A 21,870-nucleotide genomic window follows, 5' to 3' on the forward strand; every position below is an offset into this window, starting at 1 on the left:
AGCGGCACGGTGGCGCGCTGCCAGAAATCCCGCGCCGGTGCGGCTCACCTTTCCGTGGAGGGCGTTTTCGCACAAACGATGCTTGAGTTTGCGCGAAAGGACGGTCAATGCTTGGCCACTGGGCGCGCATCTCGCCAGACGGATTCGCCTCCTCCCGCCAAGCACGGCATTGGCCCCGGCCGGGGCCACCAGGAAAGACGAATGCATTCATCTGCCAATTTCCGCGGCATCGTTTTCATGTGCCTTGCCATGGTCAGTTTTGCCTGCAACGACGCGCTCGTCAAGTCCGTGACCGGCGCCATGAATACCGGCCAGATCATGTTCGTGCGCGGCCTGCTGACCACGGTGATGGTGCTGGTCATCGCCGTCCACTTCCGTGCGTTTCGCCCGATCCGAACGATCCTGCGGCCAGCGATCATCCTGCGCATTGCTATGGAGGCGCTAGCGTCTATCACCTATATTTCGGCGCTCGGCCAGCTACCACTAGCAAACGCCTCGGCAATCATGCAGGCGTTGCCGCTGGCGGTGACGCTCGGCGCGGCGCTCTTCCTGCGAGAGCCCGTCGGCTGGCGCCGCTGGGCGGCAATCGCCATCGGCTTCGTCGGCGTGCTGATCGTGCTGAGACCCGGACCGGAAGGCTTTACCACGGCAGCATTGACCGTCGTCGCCTGCGTCTTCTGCACCGCGACGCGTGATCTCTGCACCCGCCGCATCGGCAGCGACGTGCCGTCGCTCTTCATCACCGTCACGACGGCCCTGATTACGACGCTCGTCGGCGCCGTGCTGATCGTGCCGTTCGGGGGGTGGCAGCCAATGTCGGCGACGTCGCTCACCAACATTACCGCTGCCAGCGTTCTCCTGATGTTCGGCTATCAGACGATCGTGCTCGCGATGCGCGACGGCGACATTTCCGTGATCGCGCCATTCCGCTACACAAGCCTGCTCTGGTCGGTCGCGATCGGCATTTTTTTCTTTTCGGAAACACCGGATCGCTGGATGCTGGCGGGGGTCGCCATCATCGTCGGTTCCGGCCTCTACACCTTCTATCGCGAGAGCCGGCGCGGCAGGAAGGCCGTTGCCCAACGCTCCCTTGCCGGCCCTCTCGAATAGAGGAACGCGTCGATGGCTATGAACGTCCCAGAACCACTGCCGCGCCCGCCCGCCGTCATTCTCGCCGGCGGCCGGTCCTCGCGCATGGGCAGGGCGAAGGTGGGCCTCGTGCTCGATGGCCGAACGATGCTCGATCGCATCGTCGAGCGTCTCGCCCCGCAAGCGGATGTTATTGCGCTCAATCTCAATGCCGATCCCGGCATCGGCTTGCCCCCCGATCTTGCCGTGATTGCCGACACGGTGCCGGGTTATTTCGGCCCTCTCGCCGGCGTTCTAACCGCCATGCGCCACGCTGCGCAGGTCGCACCGCATGCCGCCCACGTGCTGACAGTGCCGGCCGACACACCGTTTTTCCCCGATGACCTCGTCGCCCGGCTTTCCGCCGCGCCCGACATGGAGGGAAGAATTGTCGTCGCCTGTTCCGACGGGGAAATGCATCCGCTGTTCGCGCTGTGGCCAATCGCGATCGCCGATGATCTGGAAGCCTGGATCCGCACCGACACCAAATTGCGCGTACGCGCTTTCGTTGGGCGCCATCCTTCGTTAGCGGTAGACTTTCCGATGATCGCCACGAAGGCTGGTCCGCTCGACCCCTTTTTCAATATCAATACGCCGGAAGAGCTTCGAGAGGCCGAAGCATGGCTGCAACGCCTCAAGGAACACAAACAATGACCCAACCCGGGATATTCGGCATTGCCGGCTGGAAGAATTCGGGCAAGACCGGCCTTATGGTCCGCCTCGTCAGTGAAATGACACGGCGCGGCTATGTCGTCTCTACGATCAAGCATGCTCACCACGACTTCGACATCGACAAGGTCGGCGCCGATAGTTACCGCCACCGCGAGGCCGGCGCGCATGAGGTGACGATCGTCTCCTCGACGCGCTTCGCGATCATGCATGAATTGCGTGGTGCGCCGGAACCGTCCTTCGAAGAGATCCTGGCGCGGCTTGCACCTTGCGATCTCGTCCTGATCGAAGGTTACAAGCGCGAGCCGATCCCGAAGATCGAAGCACGCCGCGTGGAATCAGCCAACCGCCAGCCGCTGGCGCCGACCGACCCGCATATCGTCGCCATCGCCGCTGATCATCCAGTAGTCGACACGGACCTTTCGGTTTTCGATCTCGACGACACGGCCGCAATCGCCGACTTCGTCGAAAAGGTTACGGGACTGCGCGGCTGAACCTCCGGACCGAACTCATCTCTCAAGGCTTCCTGCGCCATACATAAGGACGGGGCCGGTCTCCCGGCCCCGTTTTATCAAGCAGTGGCAGCAGGCTGTCGTCAGCGCTGAGCAACCGGCCGCACGAGCGGGGTCACGCGGCGGATGGTCACGCGGCGATTCTCCTGCTCATCTTCTTGCGTGCGCACCTTAAGGAAGCGCTCGCCGTAGCCCTGGGTCACGAGGTTTTCCGCGGGGACGCCATAGACTTCGCTGAGGAGTACCGCGACCGATTCCGCACGCTGGTCGGAAAGAACCAGGTTCGAGCGGTCCGAGCCGACGGCATCCGTGTGGCCCTCGATGAAGAAGGTTTCACCCGGATCCTTCTCGAGGATTTTCGACATGCCCTCCGCGACGCCGCGCAGCGTCTTGGCCTGCGACATCGACACCTCGGCACTACCCGTCTCGAAGTGGATCGTGTCGAGGTCGATGCGGCGAACCTTGTCGCGCAGGCGGGCGGAGTTGCGCACCTCATCGATCGTGTAGACGCGCTCGACCTGCTCTACCGGCGGCTCGGAAAGGAATTCGTAATAATCCCGATCCGGATCATCGGCGTAATCGACGATATATTCCTCCACCGGTATGGTCAGGCGCATCGGCGGCAGTTCGTAACCGACGTCGACGATCGCCGGACGGTCCCGATCCTCGTCGTACTCGGGCGCGTAGATCATCAGATATTCATTGCCGTCGCTGTCAATGCGCGAGCGCTGCACAATGTCGCCGTAGCGGTTGTAGATCGTGACGATTCGATAACCATCGGGGCGGACGATCGTCTCGCGAACGCGGTCGCGCGGCAGTTGGTCGTAGAAGGATTCCTGTGAGTCGCGCCGCAGCCGCGGCCGGTCGTCGCCGCGGACGAAAATGCGATCGCCGACGCCGAGGATCACGCGGTCATCGACCTCCTCGACCACTTCCACCTCGGTGACATTGTTCGTCGTGGTGTTGTTGATCACGGTGTTGTTGACGATCGTGTTGTTGACGATGTTGGTCGTCTCAGGCACGGCGAAGACCGGCGCTTCTTCGATACGCTGTCCTTCCTCGTTCAGGTTCGCCTCGATCCTCTGTGGAATCTGTTCCCGGACCTCGGTCGATATTTTCGCCTGGGCCGCGGCATCGTCGGTCGGAGGCGCTACGCTTTCTTCCTTGGCGCGCAATTCCTCACGCTGCTTGCGCCGAGCCTCGCGCGCACGGTTGCCGCCGACATTGTCGGCATCCTTGTCGCTGTCGAGTACGGCTGCACCGTTTTCGACCGGAAGCACAACTGTGTCATCGGTCGCCGCCGGATCCTTGGCGATCTTGACCTTCTCATCCTCCGTGCGCTCGTCGACCACTTCCGGAGCGCGCTGGCCACGCGGCGGTTCTCCGGTGCCCTGCTCTGCCGTTGCGGGTGCTTCCGCGCCAGGAGCGGGCTGTTCGCCTTCACCAATCTGTTCGGCTGGCTGATCCGTCTGGCGCTGTTCTTCAGCCTGCTGCTGGCGCTTCCTGCGGGCAGGAGCCTGTTGCTCCTCAGCCTGCTGCGGAGCGCCCTCCTCGGCGGCGGGTTGGCCTTCCTCAGCCTGCTGTTGCTGCTGGCGCTTCTTGCGTGCCGGAGCCTGCTGCTCCTCAGCTTGCTGTGGAGCACCCTCTTCGGCGGCGGGCTGCTGTTCTTCAGCCTGCTGCTGACGCTTCTTGCGCGCTGGAGCCTGTTGTTCCTCGGCCTGCTGCGGAGCTTCCTCAGCCGCGGGCTGCTGTTCCTCAGCCTGCTGCTGGCGCTTCTTGCGCCTCGGCGTCTGCTGCTCCTCGGCCTGCTGCGGAGCGCCCTCCTCGGCGGCGGGCTGCTGTTCCTCAGCCTGCTGCTGGCGCTTCTTGCGCCTTGGCGCCTGCTGCTCGTCGGCCTGCTGCGGAGCGGCCTCCTCAGCGGCAGGCTGCTGTTCCTCGGCCTGTTGCTGACGCTTCTTGCGCCTCGGAGCCTGTTGCTCCTCGGCCTGCTGCGGGGCGCTTTCCTCGGCGGCCGGCTGCTGTTCCTCGGCCTGCTGCTGGCGCTTCTTGCGTCTTGGAGCCGGCTGCTCTTCGGCCTGCTGCGGGGCGCTTTCCTCAGCGGCCGGTTGCTGTTCCTCGGCCTGCTGCTGGCGCTTCTTGCGCCTTGGGGCCTGCTGCTCTTCGGCCTGCGGTTGCTGCTCTTCAGCCTGTCCCTGGGATTCCTCGGCTTGCTTTCTGCGCTTCTTGAGCAGCAGCAAATCCTCGGGCGACGGCTGCTCCGCGCCTTCCTGAGCAACTTCGAACGGCGCCATCAGGCTCTCGGCGAGCGCGGGCTGTACGGCGAAGGTTGCCGCGAATACCGGCAAGGCCACCGTTGCGAAAAGTCTGGATCGAATCGACATTGTCTTCCTTCCTCTTATTGGGAGGCTCGGCTCGCTGCGCGTCCTGTCCTTGAACGGTCACACCTGCATGCCTGCACCCACAGGGCCATGACCCGCGGTTTCCGACTTTTTTGTGGTCGGTCACATTCGTAATCGCAACGCTGCAGTCGCGGATCGGTTCCGCTTCAAGGCCTATCGGAGGCTACATTAACCTCCGCTGAACGGGCCGTTCATCTTCCCTCGCAGGGGCGGACGGCGCGTGATCCGCGGTTCGCGGTGGGCGATGGCGCTTTCCAGTTGATTTTTGCAGGAGAAGTACGAATATCCCGCCAACCGCGGCGTACGCCCCGGCCCTAATTGGCATCCGCGAAAAAGAAAAAACGGGTGTCAGCCAACAGAGAGGATAATCATGCGTATTTCCAGACGGCTGGCAGCCGCCGCATCGGCTGCAGTTTTCGTGCTCATGGCCACTACCGCCATGGCAGAGGGCGAAAAGGTCGTTATCGGCACGGAAGGCGCCTACCCGCCCTTCAATGTTCTTGAGCCGGACGGCTCGTTGACAGGTTTCGACGTCGATATCGCAAAGGCGCTTTGCGAGGAAATGAAAGCCGAGTGCACCTTTGTGACGCAGGATTGGGAGGGCATCATTCCGGCGCTGATCGCCAAGAAGTTCGATGCGATCATCGCTTCCATGTCGATCACAGACGAACGCAAGCAGCAGGTCGACTTCACCAACAAGTACTACAACACGCCGCCGGCGATCGTCGTTCCGAAAGACTCTCCGATCACCGAGGCGACCGAAGCCGCACTCGCAGGCAAGACGCTCGGGGCGCAGGGTTCCACGACCCACTCCAACTATGCCGAAGCGCATATGAAGGAGTCTGAGCTGAAACTCTACCCGACCGCCGACGAATACAAGCTCGACATCGCCAATGGCCGCGTCGACGCCGTCATCGACGACGTCGTCGTGCTTTCCGAGTGGCTGAAGACCGAGGACGGCGCCTGCTGCAAGCTGCTCGGCACGCTGCCGATCGACCCGGTCATCAACGGCGAAGGCGCCGGCATCGCTGTCCGCAAGGGCGACGACGCGCTGCGCGAAAAGCTCAACAAGGCGATCGAAGCCATCCGCGCAAACGGCAAGTACAAGGAAATCAACGAAAAGTACTTCCCGTTCGACGTCTACGGCAGCTGATCGGCGCCACTACAGCGCCGTGCGCCTCTTAGACGGACAAAGGTCGCTGTAGCACTTTGAATCGCTGCATGTTTTTATCCTTAAATCGGCTCCGATTTAAGGATACATGCAGTAGGCTCGATTTTCGCGCCGATCATGCCGGGGAAATCTCGGTTGATGCAAAAAATGCAACGGCGGATGGCTTGCCCTTCCGCCGTTTTTGTTTGACAAGAACCTTCGAAAATAAGCGTCATTGACGCCAAAAAGAACGCTGCAAGGGGAATTTATTGGCATGAGCGGACTGTTCGCCGCCCTTTTCTCCGTTTTCGGCTGGATCGGATCGATCATCGATCCGCTCTGTGGTCCGGTCGGAGTGTTTCGTTGGTTCGGCTCCGGCACGCTTCTGGCGTGCGGCGACGTTGGATGGGGCGACGAGATCGCCTACGGATTTCTTGTCACGGCAAGCCTTGCGATCGCCACCCTGCCCGTCGGGCTGGTCGTCGGCTTCTTCATCGCGCTTGCCAAGCAATCGAACGAGAAGTCGCTGCGCCTTACGGCCAACATTTATACGACGATCTTTCGCGGCCTGCCCGAGTTGTTGACGCTCTTCATCGTTTATTACGGCATGCAGATCCTCGTGCAGCAATTCCTTGCGACCCTCGGCTACGAGGGCCCGGTGGAGATCAACGCCTTCGTTGCGGGCATGATTGCGCTCGGGGTCGTTTTCTCCGCCTACTGCTCGGAAGTGCTGCTCTCCGCGTTCAAGGCCATTCCACACGGGCAGTATGAGGCCGGCGATGCGCTCGGCTTCCATCGCGGCAAGACGATGCGATTGATCATCCTGCCGCAGCTCGTGCGCATCGCGCTTCCAGGCCTCGGCAACCTCTGGATGGCGCTGCTCAAGGATACCGCCCTCGTTTCGGTCGTCGGGCTGCCCGACATTCTCCGCCAGACAGGCGTCGCCGCTCGCGTCACCAAGCACGCGTTCGAGTTCTTCGGCATCGCCTGTATCCTCTTCCTCATCCTGGCGATGGTTTCATCCATCGTCTTCTCGGCGCTCGAACGCTGGACCAAACGAGCGGAGATGAGCCGATGAGCATTGCCGAAACCATGATCCCGCCGCAGGCACCGCCACCGGCTCCGCCAAGGCCCTATACGCTTTCGCGCTTCATCGGCAGCGTTACGCTCGGCATCTGGCTTGCGCTTGCCGTCGGCATCTTCCTCACCGTCGTCAACGGCTGGGACCCGGAGAAGTTCTCGCGATACGGGCCGAGTTTCCTGTCCGGTCTCGGCGTGACGCTGACGCTCGTGATCTCCTCGATCATCATGGGGGCCATCCTGTCGCTGCCGGTGGCGCTCGGGCGCATGTCGAAGAACAAGATCTGGTCCTGGCTTTCCTATGCCTATGTCTATTTCTTCCGCGGCACGCCGCTGATCACCCAGCTCTTCCTCGTCTATTACGGCCTCGGCAGCTTCCGTCCGCAGCTCGAAGCGGTGGGGCTCTGGTGGTTCTTCCGGGATGCCTGGAACTGCGCGCTCTTTACGTTCACGCTGAACACGGCCGCCTACCAGGCCGAAATCCTGCGCGGCGCTATTCAGAGCGTACCACGCGGCCAGCACGAAGGCGCCGCGGCCCTTGGGCTGCCGCAGCGCGTCGCGTTCTTCAAGATCATTCTGCCGCAGGCGATGATCGTCGCGCTGCGCCCCTACGGCAACGAGATCATCCTGATGATCAAGGGCTCGGCGATCGTTGCGATCGTCACCGTCCTGGACCTGATGGGAGAGACGCGCCGCGCCTTCTCCCGCACCTTCGACTACCAGATGTATCTCTGGGCAGCGGTTCTCTACCTGCTGATGGTCGAATTGCTGCGCAACATCTGGGCCTGGTTCGAGGCACGGCTGACGCGGCATCTGAAGCGATAGCGGAACGGCGACACGGTAGCTGTCTCTCGGCTGCCTTCGGCGAGGCCGGTGTGAAGCAGGAATAACCGCTCCTTCGAAGGCTTGGCAGCACTGATCAGCGAGTGCTGACAAGCCTTTGTTATTCCGCAAGAAATCTCATTCCGACACGAATATTAGGACTTGATTAATAGATCAAGCGTTTCATCATAGAGACCACCTTTGCGAGAAGTGAGGTCCTGATGACGAGTGAGATGGAACTGCAGCTCAAGGGTTATGGCCTGACAACGGCCCAGATTCTCTACCGGATGCCTGACCATCCGACCTTCCTCCAGACCTATATCTGGCAACATTACGACATCGCGCCGGAGTTTCCGGAGATGCGCCACTTCCTGAAGTTCTGGCAGGAGAAACTGGACGGCCCGTTGCATTCAGTGCGCTATGTGCATCGCAGGCTGGTATCCGCCAGCGAATGGCGGGCGCTCAAGGGAGAGTTCATTCTCCACTGAGCGCGGGCATTGTTCCTGCCAGCGTCACACGGAACGCGTGATTCCGCCGTCGATACGGATGTTCTGGCCGGTGATATAGGCGCCGCGATCGGTCGCGAGCAACGCGATCAATTCAGCGACTTCCTCCGACGTGCCGTAGCGTCCCATTGGAATGCGGTTACGCCTCTCTTCCGTCTCCGGCAGGCTGTCGATGAAGCCAGGCAGAACATTGTTCATACGGACGTTGTCGGCGGCATAGCGGTCGGCAAAGAGCTTCGTGAATGCGGCGAGACCGGAACGGAAGACGCCCGACGTCGGAAACAAGGGATCTGGTTCGAACGCCGCATAGGTCGAGATGTTGACGATGCTGCCGGATTTCTGCTCGACCATGATCGGTGTTACCAGCCGGGTCGGCCGCACGGCGTTGAGGAAGTAGACCTCCATTCCCTTGTGCCAGTCCTCGTCGGTCAACTCCAATACGGGTGCACGCGGCCCATGGCCGGCCGAATTGATCAGCGCATCGATCCTGCCCCAGGCATCATAGGCCGAATCGACCAGGCGCTTCAGGTCGTCGTTCGACTGGTTCGAGCCGGTGACGCCGATGCCGCCGAGTTCGTGCGCCAGCGCTTCCCCCTTGCCGGATGAGGAGAGGATCGCGACGCGATAGCCCTCCGCCGCCATTCTTCGCGCTGCAACCGCGCCCATGCCCGAGCCGCCGGCGGTGATGATCGCTACCTTCTCTCCACTCATTTTCTCGTCCCCTTATTGCAAGTTTCCTCAAATCGCAGCCGGCTTAAGGAAACATGCAGCAATTCAAAGTGCCATTAGCGTCCTCGGTGCGTCCGACAAGATGCGCGGCGCTGTAGTCGCCGGCATACGCCGAAGGCGCAAAAGTCGCGTTGATTTCAAACCAAGCATGCTTCTCCCTGGCCGAAGCCGCCCCGAGAGCGGATGCAGTTGAAGCAGTCATTTTCGCTGACCGCAAACGACAATTTCTGATGACAGCAACAAATGCACACATCATCGATGCGCGATGCGCAACGTCAGACATGCACCTCGCCGTGGGCGAGTTCGCCCTCGTGATGTTCCTTGTGCAGCGACGCGTAAAGAACAAGGACGTAGAAGAGCGCGACCCCGATCATCACCGCCCAGCCCGGGAGCGGCCCGAGCGCGGCATTTTCAGTCACGTCGGCCCAGGAACGAACGTGACCGAAGGGTTCGCCGTTGGTGGAAATCTTCGGCGACGAGATCTTCAGCGCCCAGGCCAAAAGCAAGATCAGGTACATCCAGCAATAGTTGCGCTGGAGCCTCCGATAGACGGCTTCGCGGTAACTCATCAGGAAGGCGGGCTTGCGCAGGCTTTTTGCGATCGACGCCGACCATTTGAGGCTCGGCACCCCCTCCGGCGCAAGAATTTGCGCGAAATAACCACGCTCGAGTTGGCGTACACGCGCGCGATAGACGTCGAAGAAGCGATAACGTCGCGCTTCGATCAACAGCAGCAAACTTATCAGCAGAATCGCGAACAGCAGGACACCATGATGCGAGGACGGCGTCGACAGAGATACGGAAAGCATCGCCGCAACAACGGTGATCGCCCAGTTCGACGTGCGGTCGATGCGGTCCCGCCATCCGGCCATTCGCCCCATTTCGCCGCGATAATAGTGCACGATCGTGTTGATCGTCTCTTGGGACGTCTGCGGCAACGGCGGCCCCTGCCGCTCCGGCAATTGGGTTTCCGTTTCCAATGTCAGCGGGCTCAGTTCAGCGGACATCGGCATTTCCTCCCGGTCTTCGTTGTTGAATGGATGATGACTCCTTTCCAGCCGGGGATAAATCCCGTCGAGCCTGAGCATTGTCATTTTTTACCGAACGCTAAATATTCGTTTTTTGTTTCAGGCACGCCATTCGATGAATGAGTCGCCCTCCCGGGGCGCACGGCGAAAGGCGGATTGCCAAAGCCTGTGGACGGTCGTAAGAAGCGCCCATGACGCAACAGAGCAAGAAAATCGACGAGGAAGCCTTGGCGGAGGCGTACAACCGCGCGCTTACGCTGGAGAAGTCCGGCAATCTCGATGCGGCCGCAGCGGCTTACGCGGAAGTCCTGGAACTCGACCCGGAGGATCACGGCGGCGCTGCCGTTCGCCTCGCATCGATTGGTCGCGGCGAAACGCCGTTGAAGGCACCCGACGCCTATGTCGCGACGCTCTTCGACCAGCACGCCGACGTCTTCGAGGACGTCCTCGTCGATCAGCTCGATTATTGCGTGCCGCTGCTCGTTCGCCAGCGCCTGCAGGCACTGAAACTCGGACCCTTCCAGCGCGTTCTCGATCTCGGCTGCGGCACGGGCCTCACCGGCGGCGCGCTGCGCGACATGGCGGAAGACATCACTGGCATCGACCTGTCCGAAAACATGGTCGAGATCGCCCACGAAAAGGATCTCTACGAGACGCTCTACGTCGCCGAAGCGGCCGATTTCCTGGACGATAACGACGAAGCCCCCTTTGACCTGATCGTCGCCACCGATGTGCTGCCCTATATGGGCGCGCTCGAAGCGTTGTTCTTCGGTGCCGTCGACAATCTCGTTCCAGGTGGTCTGCTGATCTTCTCCAGCGAAACGCTTCCCACGGAAGCGTTCGCCGGCCGCGACTACAAGGTTGGTCCGCATCAGCGCTTCGCCCATTCGGAAGCCTACCTGCGCGATCGCCTGACGGCGACCGGGTTCGAAATCATCGAGATCGGTGATATCACGGTGCGCATGGAGGAAGGCGAGCCGATCGCCGGGCAGTTGGTGGTCGCCCGCTTCAAGCCCTGAGACGAGGGGCGTGAAACCAGCGGATGCGACGGCGAACGCATCCCGGCTCTTTTATGCACGCCGGCCATCGGTTACACCTGCTCCGAAGCAAATGGGAGTCTGCAGGAAATGGCCAAAGTCGCATTCATCGGTCTCGGCGTCATGGGTTACCCCATGGCCGGTCACCTCAAGGTTCGAGGCGGGCACGAACTGACCGTCTATAACCGCACCGCAGAGAAGGCGCAAAAGTGGGCGACCGAGTTTGGTGGCCGCACGGCTGCGACGCCGGCCGACGCAGCGGACGGCCAGGATTTCGTGTTCTCCTGCGTCGGCAACGACGATGATCTTCGCTCCGTGACCACCGGCAAGGACGGCGCCTTCGAAACAATCAAGCCGGGCGCAGTCTTCATCGACAATACAACGGCTTCCGCCGAGGTCGCCCGCGAGCTCTATGCGGCGGCCCGCGCGAAGAATGCGCATTTTATCGACGCGCCGGTTTCCGGCGGACAGGCTGGCGCCGAAAACGGCGCCCTGACCGTGATGTGCGGTGGCGACGAGGACGCCTTCGACAAAGCCAAGCCCGTGATAGCAGTCTATGCCCGCATGGTCGGCCTGATGGGGCCGGTCGGCGCCGGCCAACTCACCAAAATGATCAACCAGATCTGCATTGCCGGCCTTGTGCAGGGGCTCGCCGAGGGCATCCACTTCGGCAAGAAGGCGGGCCTCGATATCGAGAAGGTCATCGACGTCATATCCAAGGGTGCCGCGGGGTCCTGGCAAATGGAGAACCGCCACAAGACGATGAATGCCGGCAAATACGATTTTGGCTTCGCCGTCGACTGGATGCGCAAGGATCTCGACATCGTGCTGGCCGAAGCGCGCCGCAACGGCGCCAAGCTCCCGGTGACTGCGCTCGTCGATCAGTTCTACGCCGACATTCAGGCGCTCGGCGGCAATCGCTGGGATACCTCGTCCTTGCTGGCCCGTCTCGAAAAATGACGATTTCGCCCGCGTCGACAGCTGGCGAAATCATCGAATACATGCGGGCGCTCGGCTCGAGGGAAAACGTGGCCGGCATGGCACGGTTCGGCATCGTCACGCAAACCGCGCTCGGCCTCTCCAATGTCGAGCTGCATCGCATCGCCCGGCAAGTGAAGGTCGATCACGGCCGGGCAAAGGAGCTTTGGCAATCGGACATCCGCGAAGCGCGTCTCCTCGCGGTCTTCACGGCCGACCCGAATGCGCTCGCCTTGCAAGAGGCGCGGGACTGGGCGGCTGACTGCAACTCCTGGGAGCTTGCCGATAGCCTCGCCGACCTCTTTGTCGCCGGCCGCCTCGAGCGGACGCTCGTTCCGGAATTCGCCGCCGACGAGCGGGAATTCGTCCGCCGTATCGCTTTCGCAACGATCGCGACCGCGGCGGTTCACCTGAAGCAGGAGCCGGATTCCGCGCTTGTTGCCTGGCTGCCGCTGATCGAGGCGCATGCTGGCGACGAACGCAATTTCGTGAAGAAGGCGGTCAATTGGGCGCTGCGGCAGATCGGCAAACGCAGCGCCGCCTGCCATGGACCGGCGGTCGCGCTGGCGGAAAAGCTCGCCGCAAACAACAGCCGTGCGGCAAGATGGACCGGGAAGAACGCCGTGCGCGAACTTGAAAGCGATCGCGTGCATGCGCGGCTCGGCATTCAGGCCTGACGCGGGCGGTCTATTCCTCGCTCGACTTTGCCTGGTCGATAACCATGTAATCGAGCGGCAGTTCGGTCGTGTACTTGATCTGCTCCATGGCGAAGGCCGAGGACACGTCACGGATCTCGATCTTGGCGATCAGTCGCTTATAGAACGCATCGTAGGCGCCAATGTCGGGAACGACGACGCGAAGCAGGTAATCCACGTCGCCGCTCATGCGGTAGAATTCGACCACTTCTGGAAAGTCGGCGACCACTTCGGAGAAACGGCGCAGCCATTCCATCGAATGCGAGTTGGTGCGGATCGAAACGAACACCGTCACCTTGGTGTTGATCTTCACCGGATCGAGCAGAGCGACCCGGCGGCGGATCACGCCATCCTCTTCCATTTTCTGGATACGCCGCCAGCAAGGCGTGGTCGAAAGTCCGACCTTCTTGGCGAGGTCGGCAACGGCCAGAGTCGAGTCTTCCTGCAGAAGGCGCAGGATCTTGCGGTCTAGGCGATCCATGAAAGGTCCTCTCGAATATTTTTCCCTTCATACCGTGGATTTTGTGAAAATAAAGAAAATTGTTTCAAGCAATCAACAGAGCGACTCGGGCACGCAGAAACGGCAGCAGGTCCGTCTCGAACCAGGGATTTCGCCGCAGCCAGCCGGTGTTGCGCCAGCTCGGGTGCGGCAGTGGCAAGACGGCCGGGCCGCTGTTGCGCATGACATATCGCTGCCAGTTTTGCACCGTTTCGGTCATCGACGCTGGACAATCCGGTCCGAGATGCCACCGCTGCGCATAATGGCCGATCGCCAGCACCAGCTCGATCTGAGGCATCGCGTCCATCACCCGTTGCCGCCAGAGCGGTGCACATTCGCGCCGCGGCGGGAGATCGCTGCCGTGTCGGTCATATCCCGGGAAGCAGAATCCCATGGGGACGATCGCGAATTTCTTCGGGTCGTAGAATGTCGGCCGGTCGACGGCGAGCCACTGCCGCAGCCGATCGCCCGAAGCATCGTTGAAGGGCAGACCGCTCTCATGCACCCGCAGTCCCGGTGCCTGGCCGGCGATCAATATCCGCGCCGAATCCGAAATGACCGCCACGGGCCGCGGGTCGTGCGGCAGCCGGTGTTCATCACCACGCGCCGGACTGTCGCGACAGATGCGGCATGCGGCAATCGCTGCGCGCAGTTCTTCGAGGTGACGCGCGCCGCTATCCGCCATCGACAATCCTCCTGAAAATCTCCCGGGCCTGCTCCTCGAGCCATTGAAAAGCGAGATCCAGCCAATCGCTCGCTTCATGCGGCGTCTCCTCCGCGCCACCATGCGACTGGCGCCACGCCTGCGGCCGAACGAAATCACCGGCCCAGAGACCGACGCGGCCCTCTCGCGCCACCTCTTCATCGTCCCGGTACCGGCCATAGCTGACCGCGTAGCCGGAGAGAACCATCTCGCGGCCGAGATCGCGCTGCCCCGCCTCGCAGACGCCGAGATCGCGGCCATAGCGGTCGCGCCCCTGCAGGCGGCAGACGGTCGCAAGACCGCTGGTGAGTGCCCTCAGGCGCTGACGCGCTTCGGCGCCGCAGTCCCATGTAACGTCACCGCGCCGGCAGGTCTGGCCGATCTCGGGCGCGTCGATGCCTTCAAGCCGCACGCGCCGCCCGTCGAGCCTCAGGCTGTCGCCGTCGCTTGCCGAGGCTGCGCCCTGCAGCTCGCCGGTCACCGTCCGTTCCGGCGGCGGCAGTTTCGCGGCGACATAGGCGCCGATGCTGAGCAGAAGGAGGAAGATCCAGCCACCGATCATTCCGCCCCGCCCATCGGCGCGCTTTCTCGGCGAGGCACCCGCTGGCCGGCCAAATCCGAACCGCCGTCCCGGCGCAGGGGGCTTTGCTCCCGTGCCGTTGATGATCCGGAACTTCCGGTTCCCTGGTCTCACGCACGCAACTCGAAACTCGACAGCGCCAACTTCATTCCGCCTCCCGAAAAACGCAATCGCGCCACAATGGTTTTCGATTCCTTCATGCCGGGCAGCAACTTCTTAAGGATTGCATCCTAGACTGCAAGCTGCACACAATCCCTCGATCAAGAGCATGAGTATCGCCGTCAGCACATCGACAGATAAGATCATTGTCGACAAGTCGCGCAGTCATCGAAACAAGGCCGTTTCGAAGACCGTCCGGGCGACGCGCGCGCGGCTGCAAACAGGCTCGTCCGCTCCGTCCGGCTTCGAGCGGGAAATGCTTCTCCTCCACATCGACTCCGTTCTGCATGGCGCGATCGCCCTGCCCTTGCTTGTCGCGCTGATTGCGGCCACCGGCGTCTATCTTACCGGTGACTTGGGCATTCTCGCCTGGGCATTGATGGCGCTGTCGGCCCATGCGGTTATGGTATTCCTCGCCCGCAAGGCGAAGCGGGAGGATATCGGCGCCGACAAGGTCGTCGTCTGGCGCCGCCGCTTCCTGATCGGCCAGGTGCTGATGGGGCTCTGCTGGGCGACTTTCGCCATACAGGACTGCGCCTCCTGCGGCGACATCCGCTTCGGCTTCTTCGAAGGCACCACCCTGCTGGTTGCGCTCGCGGCAACCGCCATGGGAACCTTCCTGTTGCGCAACGCGCTGCTCTACACGTTCCTGCCGGTTGTCGGCGCGCTCGCCTTCTCGTCGGTGACGGTCGGCAACCCTGTCGACATTGGCCTCACCGGCATCCTCTCGCTTTCGCTCGTGTTCCTCGTCTTCATGACCGGCCGGATGAACCGCGCCAACGTTCATATTCTTTCCGTCCAGTCGGAAAAGGACGACCTCATCGCGGAACTCGAAGTCGCGAAATCCATGTCGGACGAAGCCCGCCGCCGCGCCGAGGAAGCCAACCTCGCAAAATCCCGTTTCCTCGCTTCGATGTCGCATGAGCTGCGCACGCCGCTGAATGCCATTCTCGGCTTTTCCGAGGTCATGTCGACCGAAGTGCTCGGGCCGCTCAGCAACCCGACCTATAAGGAATATACGTCCGACATTCACCGGTCCGGCGAGCACCTGCTCAACCTCATCAACGAGATCCTCGACCTCTCGCGCATCGAGGCCGGCAAATACGACCTCAACGAGGAGGCGGTAAATCTCGTCGACATCGCGGAGGATTGCATCGGGATGGTGCAGCTTCGCGCCCGGTCGAAGAACATCACGATCGGTGAGCAATTCGAGCTGGGCATGCCTGCCGTGTGGATCGACGAGAAAGCAATACGCCAGGTGACGCTCAATCTGCTTTCGAACGCGGTCAAGTTTACTCCGTCGGGCGGCGAGGTCACCGTCAAGGTGGGCTGGACCGCCGGCGGCGGACAATATCTCTCGATCAAGGACAACGGTCCGGGGATCCCGGAAGAGGAAATCCCGATCGTGCTTTCCGCCTTCGGTCAGGGCTCGATCGCGATCAAGAGCGCCGAACAGGGCACCGGCCTCGGCCTGCCGATCGTTCAGGCGATCCTCGCCAAGCACAACGGCCAGTTCATCCTGCGTTCGAAGCTCCGTGAAGGCACCGAAGCGATCGCCATCCTGCCGCCACGTCGCGTGCTCGAGAGCCTCCCGCCAGTCGAGGATGTCCCCGCCCCTGCGCGGCGCCGCAAGAGCTTCGCCTGATCGGTTATGCACTCTGCGCCTGCTTCAGTTCATGAATCCGGCCAGGAACACCACATAAAAGGCATAGGCCGCATTGGCCAGGATCAGGCAGAGACAGGCGAAGGATCCGAGATCCTTGGCGTTCTTGCCCATTTCCGAGATTTCCGGCGAGACGCGATCGACGATCTCCTCGATCGCCGTGTTGATCGCCTCGAAAGCCATCATCAGCAGGAAGAGAATCGCCATCGCGACGTATTGAAACAGCGTCGCGTCTGCGACGGCGAAGGCGACCATGGCAATCGCAAAGGCGATGAGCTCGTGCCGGAACGCCGCTTCCCCGATCAGCCGCTTCGCACCGCCCAGCGAATAGCTGGCGGCAGCAAAGAGATGCCGGATACCGGTGTGCTTGCCGACAGGTCCGGGCTTGCCGTTACGGGGGGTGGTGTTGTTGACGTCCATTTTATCTCGACAGCTCAAAACTGCGGCAGCTACGACATTGCGATTGAGGCGAATGCAAGGCAGCCCAGGTTAAGGCCTATCGCCGATCGCATGCCCCTTGGATAGGAGAGCGGCCCGCTCGCATCAAGCCCTCCAGGATGGAGCGTTCCGGGCCTGACGGCCAATCGACAGCAACGGTGGCACGTGGTCGCGCCAAGAACAAGGCTGCCGCAGGGTTCCACCAATTCGGGATCGATTTGCCGCAGCCTTGCCGCCGAGGAGCGGCCGCGGACCACTCACTCCTTGTTGCTGACGCCGGCCTGGGCGAAGGTCGCCATGCCGCTGTGGCAGGCGGCCGCCGCCTTCACTATGCCCGCTGCAAGCGCGGCGCCCGTGCCTTCGCCAAGCCGCATGCCGAGCGCCAGGAGCGGCGTCTTGCCGAGCTTCTCGATCGCCCGCATATGTCCAGGCTCGCCGGAAACATGGCCGATCAGGCAATGGTCGAGTGCCGACGGGTTGGCAGCCTTGAGAATCGCCGCCGCCGCCGTCGCGACGTAACCGTCGATGATCACGGGAACCTTCTGCACGCGCGCAGCGAGAATCGCGCCGGCCATGGCGGCGATCTCGCGGCCACCGAGACGTCGCATCAATTCGAGCGGATCGGAGAAGTGGTCGCGATGGAGCGCCACAGCCTTCTCGACTGCGGCAATCTTGCGCTTCAGTACCTCGCCTTCCGAACCTGTTCCCGGTCCGACCCACTCCTCCGCAGTGCCGCCATAGAGGCCGAGATTGATCGCAGCCGCAATCGTCGTGTTACCGATCCCCATCTCGCCGATGCAGAGGAGATCGGTTCCACCGGCGATCGCCTCCATGCCGAAGGCCATGGTCGCCGCGCAGTCGCGCTCGGAAAGGGCAGCCTCCTCCGTGATGTCGCCGGTCGGATAGTCAAGCGCGAGATCGAACACCTTGAGGCCAAGATCATGGCTGATGCAAATCTGGTTGATCGCCGCGCCGCCGGCTGCAAAATTCTCCACCATCTGCGCCGTCACCGACGGTGGAAAGGGCGTTACACCCTGGCGGGTCACACCGTGATTGCCGGCGAAGATCGCGACCAGCGGCCGGGTGACTGCCGGCGCGCGGCCGGTCCAGGCGGCGAGCCAGAAAGCGATTTCCTCGAGACGTCCAAGCGCGCCCGGCGGCTTCGTCAATTGCGCATCCCGCTCGCGCGCGGCCACGAGCGCCGCCGAATCCGGGCCCGGCAGGTTTCGCAACAATTCGCGGAAATCATCGAACGGAAGGCCGCTGGCACTCATGGAGAATCCTTGCAGGTAAGAAGCGTCGGTTTGGCGCACGTCATAGAGCCTGGGACCGCGTCCGGCAACGACATTTGCGCCAGACGCTGTCGCCGGAGCATGATCGGGCGAAGCGCGACGATTCGGCCTGCTGCATGTTTCCTTAAATCGTAGTCGATTAAAGGATAAGAACATGCAGCGATTCAAAGCACTACAGCGTCCTTTGCGCGCCGCGCGGCGCTACAGAGGGGCCGCGGGAGGGGCAATGACATATATCGGCGATCTCTGGGACGACGTGGCGCGGGCGGTCGCCTTCCTCAGCCGCATCCCTATGCCGCAGCGCCATTTCGTCGATCATGACGGGCGGCTCGAACGTGCGGTGCGCGCCTTTCCCTTCGCCGGCATGCTGATCGCCCTGCCCGCCGCCCTTCTGGCGGCAACTCTGATTGCGCTTCACATGAGTTCGCTCTTCACGGCATTTCTCGTCGTTACCGTGCAGGCGCTCGTGACCGGAGCCTTGCACGAGGACGGCCTCGGCGACACCGCCGATGGCTTTGGCGGCGGCCGCGACCGCGAAAGCGCGCTTGCGATCATGAAGGACAGCCGCGTCGGGACCTATGGCGCATTGGCGCTCATCCTTTCCGTCGGTCTGCGCGTCTCGGCGCTCGCGTCCTTCCTGCCGCTGCTCGGAGCGGTCGACGCGGGGCTCGCGCTCCTCGCCGTGAGCGCCCTGACCCGCGGCGCCATGGTCTGGCACTGGTCGCGCCTGCCGGCTGCGCGCCGCGACGGAGTGGCCGCATCGGCCGGTACGCCCGATCCGCGCGCGACGTCTGCAGCGCTCGGATCTGCCGTTCTTTTCTCGCTACTCCTGTTCTATGCGGCCGGCGTTCCCGCCATCGCGGTGCTGCTCGCGCTTGCCGCCTTCGCGCTCACCGTAAAGGCTTTTGGAAAGATCGCGTCCCGTAAGCTCGGCGGCCATACTGGCGATACGATCGGCGCGACGCAGCAGTTGACCGAGATCGCCATTCTCGGCGCCCTTGCGCTGGCGATCTGAAACGCCAATATTGTTTTAGAGCCGCGTCTTGATTAGACGCGCAAAGGACAGCACTTTGAATTGCTGCATGTTTTTATCCTTAAATCGATTTAAGGAAACGTGCAGCAGGTCCGAGTGAAAACGGGATACTGGCAGCGAACCACTTCGGCACAAAACAGAGTAAGCCCTGGACCATGGAATCCCCCTGCATTCTCGTTTGTTCGATCGACGAAAGAACCGGCTACTGTTTCGGCTGCGGCCGCACGCGTGAAGAGATCGGTGCCTGGACGCTCTATACCGATGCGGAACGGCACAGCATCATGGTGGCGCTGCCCGCGCGGCTCGACACGGTGGAGCGCAAGCCGCGGCGCGAGACGCGCCGGTCGCGCATGGCGCGGGAACGAAGCGGCGCATGAATCGTCTGATACTCTTGCTGGCAATCCTCGCGGTCGGCCTTGCGCTTCTGATCATCAACCATGAGAGCGGCCAAACCTTCGGCATCAACAATGATGATTTCGGGCGCCTTGTTGCGCTCGGCGCCCTCGCCACGCTTTTGAGCGCCGGCATCCTGCGCAGCCGGGGACGCCTGGGCGAAGGCTTGCGCCAGATCTTCATCTGGTTCCTGATCGCCCTCGCGCTGGTCTCCGTCTATGTCTACCGTTTCGAACTGCGATTGGTCGGCGACAGGCTGCTGGCGGGCCTGATGCCCGGACGGGCGATGGTGATTACCGACAGCGAGGGACAGCAGGAGGTGGTGCTGCAGCGCCGTCTCGACGGCCAATTCGCCGCCGACGCCAGGATCAACGGCCACAACATCAGCATGCTGGTCGATACCGGCGCGAGCAGCGTCGCGCTCACCTACGAGGACGCCGAAAGGATCGGTCTCGATCCGGCGAACCTCAGCTACACCGTGACGGTCATGACGGCGAATGGCCGGGCGCTCGCCGCTCCAGTCACCCTGTCGGACATTGCCATCGGTCCGATCGAGCGCCGGAATATCCAAGCAATGGTCGCGGCGGAAGGAAGACTCGACCGCAGCCTCCTCGGCATGAGCTTCATTTCGACCCTCGATTTCCTCCAGATGCGCGCGGACGAGCTCAGGCTGCGCGACTAGTCCAACCGTCAGTTGCGAAGTTTGTAGCCGGTCCGGAAGATCCAGGTCAGCACCGCCATGCAGAGCGTCAGGAAGACGAGGATGATGACGGCGCTCGCGACCGGATTGACGTCGGAAATCTCGAAGAAACTCCAGCGGAAGCCGCTGATCAGATAGAGCACCGGATTGAAATGGCTGACCGCGCGCCAGAACGGCGGCAGCATGTCGATGGAATAGAAGCTGCCGCCGAGAAAGACGAGCGGCGGAACGACCAGCATCGGGATCAGGTTAAGCTGTTCGAAATCCTTGGCCCAGATGCCGATGATGAAGCCGAACAGGCTGAACGTCACCGCCGTCAGCACGAAGAAGAACAGCATGACGAAGGGATGGGCGATCGAAAGATCGACGAAGAGCGAGGCAGTCGCCAGGATGATCGTGCCGATCATGAGCCCCTTGGTTGCCGCCGCGCCGACATAGCCAAGCACGATCTCCACCATCGATATCGGCGACGACAACACTTCATAGATCGTGCCGGTGAACTTCGGGAAATAGATGCCGAAGGAACCGTTGCCGATGCATTGCGTCAAAAGCGTCAGCATCATCAGGCCGGGGGTGATGAAGGCGCCATAGGAGATGCCGTCGATCTCCTGAATACGTGCGCCGATCGCCGCGCCGAAAACGATGAAATAAAGCGAGGTGGATATGACCGGCGACACGACGCTCTGCAGCAGGGTGCGGCGCGTACGCGCCATCTCGAAGAAATAGATCGACTTGACTGCCTCGATGTTCATCGCTCTGCCCCCACGATCTCGACGAAAATGTCCTCCAGCGAACTTTGTCGCGTGGAAATGTCCTTGAGCCGGATACCCGCTTCGGCAAGCGCGGCGAGCAGCGAGGTGATACCGGTCCGCTCGGCGCTCGTGTCGTAGTCATAGATCAGACAGTTGCCGTCGCCCTCGAGCGTCAGGTTGTAGGAGGATAGCGTATCGGGCAGGCGGTCCAGCGGCTGGGCGAGATCGACGCGCAACTGCTTGCGGCCGAGCTTCGTCATCAGCGCGGCCTTGTCCTCGACCAGCAGTATTTCCCCGCCGTTGATAACAGCGATCCGGTCTGCGATCTCTTCCGCTTCTTCGATGTAATGCGTGGTCAGAATGATCGTCACCCCGGAAGCGCGAAGCCGCCTGACGACGTCCCACATGCTCTTGCGCAGATTGACGTCCACGCCGGCCGTTGGCTCGTCCAGGAAGAGCACCCGCGGTTCATGCGAGAGCGCCTTGGCGATCAGCACGCGCCGCTTCATGCCGCCCGAGAGCTCGCGCAACATGTTGTCCTTCTTGTCCCAGAGCGACAGATCCTTCAACACCTTCTCGATATGGGCGGGATCCGGCTTCTTGCCGTGCAGCCCGCGCGAGAAGGAGACGGTATTCCACACAGTCTCGAAAGCGTCGGTGGTAAGTTCCTGCGGCACAAGGCCGATCATTGCCCGCGTCTGGCGGAAGTCGCGCACGACGTCGTGGCCGCCGACGGTGACTTCGCCTTCGCTTGGATTGACGATGCCGCAGATGATCGAAATCATCGTCGTCTTGCCTGCGCCGTTCGGCCCGAGCAATGCAAGGATTTCACCTTGCTCGATATCGAGATCGACGCCCCTCAGCGCCTTGAAGCCCGATGCATAGGTCTTCGAGAGATTGGAAACGGAAACGATGGGCGCCATGC

Annotated in this window: 25 protein-coding genes; 14 read left to right on the plus strand and 11 right to left on the minus strand. The window is 62.1% G+C overall.

The window, feature by feature from the left end; all coding sequences use genetic code 11:
* Positions 1 to 201 precede the first annotated feature (201 nt).
* The 3 genes from QN219_RS05960 to mobB are packed head-to-tail and all read left to right on the plus strand — an operon-like array spanning position 202 to position 2,291.
* Complete coding sequence (locus QN219_RS05960) at positions 202 to 1,110, plus strand: DMT family transporter (protein ID WP_283998667.1); 909 nt, start codon at positions 202 to 204, stop codon at positions 1,108 to 1,110.
* A gap of 18 nt (positions 1,111 to 1,128) precedes the next feature.
* Entirely contained in the window at positions 1,129 to 1,782 is a 654-nt protein-coding gene (gene mobA, locus QN219_RS05965; protein WP_283998923.1) for a molybdenum cofactor guanylyltransferase MobA, read from the plus strand.
* Positions 1,779 to 2,291, plus strand: coding sequence for a molybdopterin-guanine dinucleotide biosynthesis protein B (mobB, locus tag QN219_RS05970; protein ID WP_283998668.1), 513 nt, complete (start codon positions 1,779 to 1,781; stop codon positions 2,289 to 2,291). Before mobA ends, mobB begins: the two co-directional genes overlap by 4 nt.
* Positions 2,292 to 2,392: 101 nt before the next feature.
* On the opposite strand, the gene QN219_RS05975 is transcribed toward mobB, so the two are convergent.
* The gene (locus QN219_RS05975) at positions 2,393 to 4,690 is read right to left on the minus strand and encodes an OmpA family protein (RefSeq protein WP_283998669.1); all 2,298 of its coding nucleotides are present in this window, start codon (positions 4,688 to 4,690) and stop codon (positions 2,393 to 2,395) included.
* A gap of 388 nt (positions 4,691 to 5,078) precedes the next feature.
* On the opposite strand from QN219_RS05975, the gene QN219_RS05980 reads away from it, so the two are divergent.
* The 4 genes from QN219_RS05980 to QN219_RS05995 all read left to right on the plus strand — a co-directional run bounded on the left by QN219_RS05980 (position 5,079) and on the right by QN219_RS05995 (position 8,248).
* A complete protein-coding gene (locus tag QN219_RS05980) occupies positions 5,079 to 5,861 on the plus strand; it encodes an ABC transporter substrate-binding protein (protein ID WP_283998670.1) in 783 nt (260 codons plus the stop codon).
* A gap of 271 nt (positions 5,862 to 6,132) precedes the next feature.
* Entirely contained in the window at positions 6,133 to 6,936 is an 804-nt protein-coding gene (locus QN219_RS05985) for an ABC transporter permease (protein ID WP_283998671.1), read from the plus strand.
* Positions 6,933 to 7,763, plus strand: coding sequence for an ABC transporter permease (locus QN219_RS05990; protein WP_283998672.1), 831 nt, complete (start codon positions 6,933 to 6,935; stop codon positions 7,761 to 7,763). The genes QN219_RS05985 and QN219_RS05990 overlap by 4 nt, the downstream gene beginning before the upstream one ends.
* A 218-nt stretch (positions 7,764 to 7,981) precedes the next feature.
* Positions 7,982 to 8,248: an usg protein gene (locus tag QN219_RS05995; protein WP_283998673.1), complete on the plus strand. Its 267-nt coding sequence runs from the start codon at positions 7,982 to 7,984 to the stop codon at positions 8,246 to 8,248.
* Between the two features lie 24 nt (positions 8,249 to 8,272).
* Here QN219_RS05995 and QN219_RS06000 read toward each other — a convergent pair whose 3' ends face one another.
* Genes QN219_RS06000 through QN219_RS06010 form a run of 3 tightly spaced genes read right to left on the minus strand, consistent with a single transcriptional unit; the run spans position 8,273 to position 10,002 of the window.
* A complete protein-coding gene (locus tag QN219_RS06000; RefSeq protein ID WP_283998674.1) occupies positions 8,273 to 8,977 on the minus strand; it encodes an SDR family oxidoreductase in 705 nt (234 codons plus the stop codon).
* Positions 8,978 to 9,020: 43 nt separating this feature from the next.
* Complete coding sequence (locus tag QN219_RS06005; protein WP_283998675.1) at positions 9,021 to 9,278, minus strand: hypothetical protein; 258 nt, start codon at positions 9,276 to 9,278, stop codon at positions 9,021 to 9,023.
* Positions 9,271 to 10,002 carry a DUF2270 domain-containing protein gene (locus tag QN219_RS06010; protein WP_283998676.1) on the minus strand — a complete coding sequence of 244 codons (732 nt, stop codon included), beginning with the start codon at positions 10,000 to 10,002 and terminating at the stop codon, positions 9,271 to 9,273. Before QN219_RS06010 ends, QN219_RS06005 begins: the two co-directional genes overlap by 8 nt.
* 212 nt (positions 10,003 to 10,214) lie before the next feature.
* On the opposite strand from QN219_RS06010, the gene QN219_RS06015 reads away from it, so the two are divergent.
* The 3 genes from QN219_RS06015 to QN219_RS06025 all read left to right on the plus strand — a co-directional run bounded on the left by QN219_RS06015 (position 10,215) and on the right by QN219_RS06025 (position 12,715).
* A complete protein-coding gene (locus tag QN219_RS06015; protein WP_283998677.1) occupies positions 10,215 to 11,042 on the plus strand; it encodes a methyltransferase domain-containing protein in 828 nt (275 codons plus the stop codon).
* A 108-nt stretch (positions 11,043 to 11,150) separates the two neighbouring features.
* Complete coding sequence (locus QN219_RS06020) at positions 11,151 to 12,020, plus strand: NAD(P)-dependent oxidoreductase (RefSeq protein ID WP_283998678.1); 870 nt, start codon at positions 11,151 to 11,153, stop codon at positions 12,018 to 12,020.
* Positions 12,017 to 12,715, plus strand: coding sequence for a DNA alkylation repair protein (locus QN219_RS06025; RefSeq protein WP_283998679.1), 699 nt, complete (start codon positions 12,017 to 12,019; stop codon positions 12,713 to 12,715). The genes QN219_RS06020 and QN219_RS06025 overlap by 4 nt, the downstream gene beginning before the upstream one ends.
* 10 nt (positions 12,716 to 12,725) lie before the next feature.
* On the opposite strand, the gene QN219_RS06030 is transcribed toward QN219_RS06025, so the two are convergent.
* The 3 genes from QN219_RS06030 to QN219_RS06040 form a co-directional block, all read right to left on the minus strand.
* On the minus strand, positions 12,726 to 13,214 hold the full coding sequence (locus tag QN219_RS06030) for an Lrp/AsnC family transcriptional regulator (RefSeq protein WP_153441023.1): 489 nt from the start codon (positions 13,212 to 13,214) through the stop codon (positions 12,726 to 12,728).
* A 64-nt stretch (positions 13,215 to 13,278) separates the two neighbouring features.
* Positions 13,279 to 13,917, minus strand: coding sequence for a uracil-DNA glycosylase family protein (locus tag QN219_RS06035; protein WP_283998680.1), 639 nt, complete (start codon positions 13,915 to 13,917; stop codon positions 13,279 to 13,281).
* The gene (locus QN219_RS06040) at positions 13,907 to 14,629 is read right to left on the minus strand and encodes a thermonuclease family protein (RefSeq protein WP_283998681.1); all 723 of its coding nucleotides are present in this window, start codon (positions 14,627 to 14,629) and stop codon (positions 13,907 to 13,909) included. Before QN219_RS06040 ends, QN219_RS06035 begins: the two co-directional genes overlap by 11 nt.
* Before the next feature lie 154 nt (positions 14,630 to 14,783).
* Between QN219_RS06040 and QN219_RS06045 the strand changes: the two genes are divergently transcribed.
* Positions 14,784 to 16,319: a HAMP domain-containing sensor histidine kinase gene (locus QN219_RS06045; RefSeq protein ID WP_283998682.1), complete on the plus strand. Its 1,536-nt coding sequence runs from the start codon at positions 14,784 to 14,786 to the stop codon at positions 16,317 to 16,319.
* 24 nt (positions 16,320 to 16,343) lie between these two features.
* On the opposite strand, the gene QN219_RS06050 is transcribed toward QN219_RS06045, so the two are convergent.
* On the minus strand, positions 16,344 to 16,757 hold the full coding sequence (locus QN219_RS06050) for a diacylglycerol kinase (protein WP_283998683.1): 414 nt from the start codon (positions 16,755 to 16,757) through the stop codon (positions 16,344 to 16,346).
* A 275-nt stretch (positions 16,758 to 17,032) separates the two neighbouring features.
* Positions 17,033 to 18,049, minus strand: a complete 1,017-nt coding sequence (gene cobT, locus QN219_RS06055) for a nicotinate-nucleotide--dimethylbenzimidazole phosphoribosyltransferase (protein WP_283998684.1) — start codon at positions 18,047 to 18,049, stop codon at positions 17,033 to 17,035.
* Positions 18,050 to 18,293: 244 nt separating this feature from the next.
* Between cobT and QN219_RS06060 the strand changes: the two genes are divergently transcribed.
* The 3 genes from QN219_RS06060 to QN219_RS06070 all read left to right on the plus strand — a co-directional run bounded on the left by QN219_RS06060 (position 18,294) and on the right by QN219_RS06070 (position 20,175).
* Positions 18,294 to 19,082, plus strand: a complete 789-nt coding sequence (locus QN219_RS06060) for an adenosylcobinamide-GDP ribazoletransferase (protein WP_283998685.1) — start codon at positions 18,294 to 18,296, stop codon at positions 19,080 to 19,082.
* A gap of 173 nt (positions 19,083 to 19,255) precedes the next feature.
* A complete protein-coding gene (locus QN219_RS06065) occupies positions 19,256 to 19,477 on the plus strand; it encodes a DUF1289 domain-containing protein (RefSeq protein WP_283998686.1) in 222 nt (73 codons plus the stop codon).
* Positions 19,474 to 20,175, plus strand: a complete 702-nt coding sequence (locus QN219_RS06070) for a TIGR02281 family clan AA aspartic protease (protein WP_283998687.1) — start codon at positions 19,474 to 19,476, stop codon at positions 20,173 to 20,175. Before QN219_RS06065 ends, QN219_RS06070 begins: the two co-directional genes overlap by 4 nt.
* 8 nt (positions 20,176 to 20,183) lie before the next feature.
* On the opposite strand, the gene QN219_RS06075 is transcribed toward QN219_RS06070, so the two are convergent.
* A complete protein-coding gene (locus QN219_RS06075; RefSeq protein WP_269283244.1) occupies positions 20,184 to 20,945 on the minus strand; it encodes an ABC transporter permease in 762 nt (253 codons plus the stop codon).
* Positions 20,942 to 21,868 (minus strand): ABC transporter ATP-binding protein, encoded by a 927-nt coding sequence (locus QN219_RS06080; RefSeq protein ID WP_283998688.1) that lies wholly within the window; start codon positions 21,866 to 21,868, stop codon positions 20,942 to 20,944. Before QN219_RS06080 ends, QN219_RS06075 begins: the two co-directional genes overlap by 4 nt.
* Positions 21,869 to 21,870 lie beyond the last annotated feature (2 nt).

Origin of the sequence: Sinorhizobium sp. 8-89, assembly GCF_030124325.1 — a bacterium.
Lineage (GTDB): Bacteria > Pseudomonadota > Alphaproteobacteria > Rhizobiales > Rhizobiaceae > Sinorhizobium.

What these genes read in the sequence shown, in the direction of transcription:
- QN219_RS06020 (WP_283998678.1), top strand. Translation starts at nt 11,151, where the DNA reads ATGGCCAAAGTCGCATTCATCGGTCTCGGCGTCATGGGTTACCCCATG.
- QN219_RS06005 (WP_283998675.1), bottom strand. Translation starts at nt 9,278, where the DNA reads ATGTCTGACGTTGCGCATCGCGCATCGATGATGTGTGCATTTGTTGCT.
- QN219_RS06035 (WP_283998680.1), bottom strand. Translation starts at nt 13,917, where the DNA reads ATGGCGGATAGCGGCGCGCGTCACCTCGAAGAACTGCGCGCAGCGATT.
- QN219_RS05975 (WP_283998669.1), bottom strand. Translation starts at nt 4,690, where the DNA reads ATGTCGATTCGATCCAGACTTTTCGCAACGGTGGCCTTGCCGGTATTC.
- QN219_RS06015 (WP_283998677.1), top strand. Translation starts at nt 10,215, where the DNA reads ATGACGCAACAGAGCAAGAAAATCGACGAGGAAGCCTTGGCGGAGGCG.
- QN219_RS06025 (WP_283998679.1), top strand. Translation starts at nt 12,017, where the DNA reads ATGACGATTTCGCCCGCGTCGACAGCTGGCGAAATCATCGAATACATG.
- mobA (WP_283998923.1), top strand. Translation starts at nt 1,129, where the DNA reads ATGAACGTCCCAGAACCACTGCCGCGCCCGCCCGCCGTCATTCTCGCC.
- QN219_RS06075 (WP_269283244.1), bottom strand. Translation starts at nt 20,945, where the DNA reads ATGAACATCGAGGCAGTCAAGTCGATCTATTTCTTCGAGATGGCGCGT.
- QN219_RS05990 (WP_283998672.1), top strand. Translation starts at nt 6,933, where the DNA reads ATGAGCATTGCCGAAACCATGATCCCGCCGCAGGCACCGCCACCGGCT.
- QN219_RS06080 (WP_283998688.1), bottom strand. Translation starts at nt 21,868, where the DNA reads ATGGCGCCCATCGTTTCCGTTTCCAATCTCTCGAAGACCTATGCATCG.
- QN219_RS05960 (WP_283998667.1), top strand. Translation starts at nt 202, where the DNA reads ATGCATTCATCTGCCAATTTCCGCGGCATCGTTTTCATGTGCCTTGCC.
- cobT (WP_283998684.1), bottom strand. Translation starts at nt 18,049, where the DNA reads ATGAGTGCCAGCGGCCTTCCGTTCGATGATTTCCGCGAATTGTTGCGA.
- QN219_RS06030 (WP_153441023.1), bottom strand. Translation starts at nt 13,214, where the DNA reads ATGGATCGCCTAGACCGCAAGATCCTGCGCCTTCTGCAGGAAGACTCG.
- QN219_RS06070 (WP_283998687.1), top strand. Translation starts at nt 19,474, where the DNA reads ATGAATCGTCTGATACTCTTGCTGGCAATCCTCGCGGTCGGCCTTGCG.
- QN219_RS06060 (WP_283998685.1), top strand. Translation starts at nt 18,294, where the DNA reads ATGACATATATCGGCGATCTCTGGGACGACGTGGCGCGGGCGGTCGCC.
- QN219_RS05985 (WP_283998671.1), top strand. Translation starts at nt 6,133, where the DNA reads ATGAGCGGACTGTTCGCCGCCCTTTTCTCCGTTTTCGGCTGGATCGGA.
- QN219_RS05995 (WP_283998673.1), top strand. Translation starts at nt 7,982, where the DNA reads ATGACGAGTGAGATGGAACTGCAGCTCAAGGGTTATGGCCTGACAACG.
- QN219_RS06045 (WP_283998682.1), top strand. Translation starts at nt 14,784, where the DNA reads ATGAGTATCGCCGTCAGCACATCGACAGATAAGATCATTGTCGACAAG.
- QN219_RS06000 (WP_283998674.1), bottom strand. Translation starts at nt 8,977, where the DNA reads ATGAGTGGAGAGAAGGTAGCGATCATCACCGCCGGCGGCTCGGGCATG.
- mobB (WP_283998668.1), top strand. Translation starts at nt 1,779, where the DNA reads ATGACCCAACCCGGGATATTCGGCATTGCCGGCTGGAAGAATTCGGGC.
- QN219_RS06010 (WP_283998676.1), bottom strand. Translation starts at nt 10,002, where the DNA reads ATGTCCGCTGAACTGAGCCCGCTGACATTGGAAACGGAAACCCAATTG.
- QN219_RS05980 (WP_283998670.1), top strand. Translation starts at nt 5,079, where the DNA reads ATGCGTATTTCCAGACGGCTGGCAGCCGCCGCATCGGCTGCAGTTTTC.
- QN219_RS06065 (WP_283998686.1), top strand. Translation starts at nt 19,256, where the DNA reads ATGGAATCCCCCTGCATTCTCGTTTGTTCGATCGACGAAAGAACCGGC.
- QN219_RS06050 (WP_283998683.1), bottom strand. Translation starts at nt 16,757, where the DNA reads ATGGACGTCAACAACACCACCCCCCGTAACGGCAAGCCCGGACCTGTC.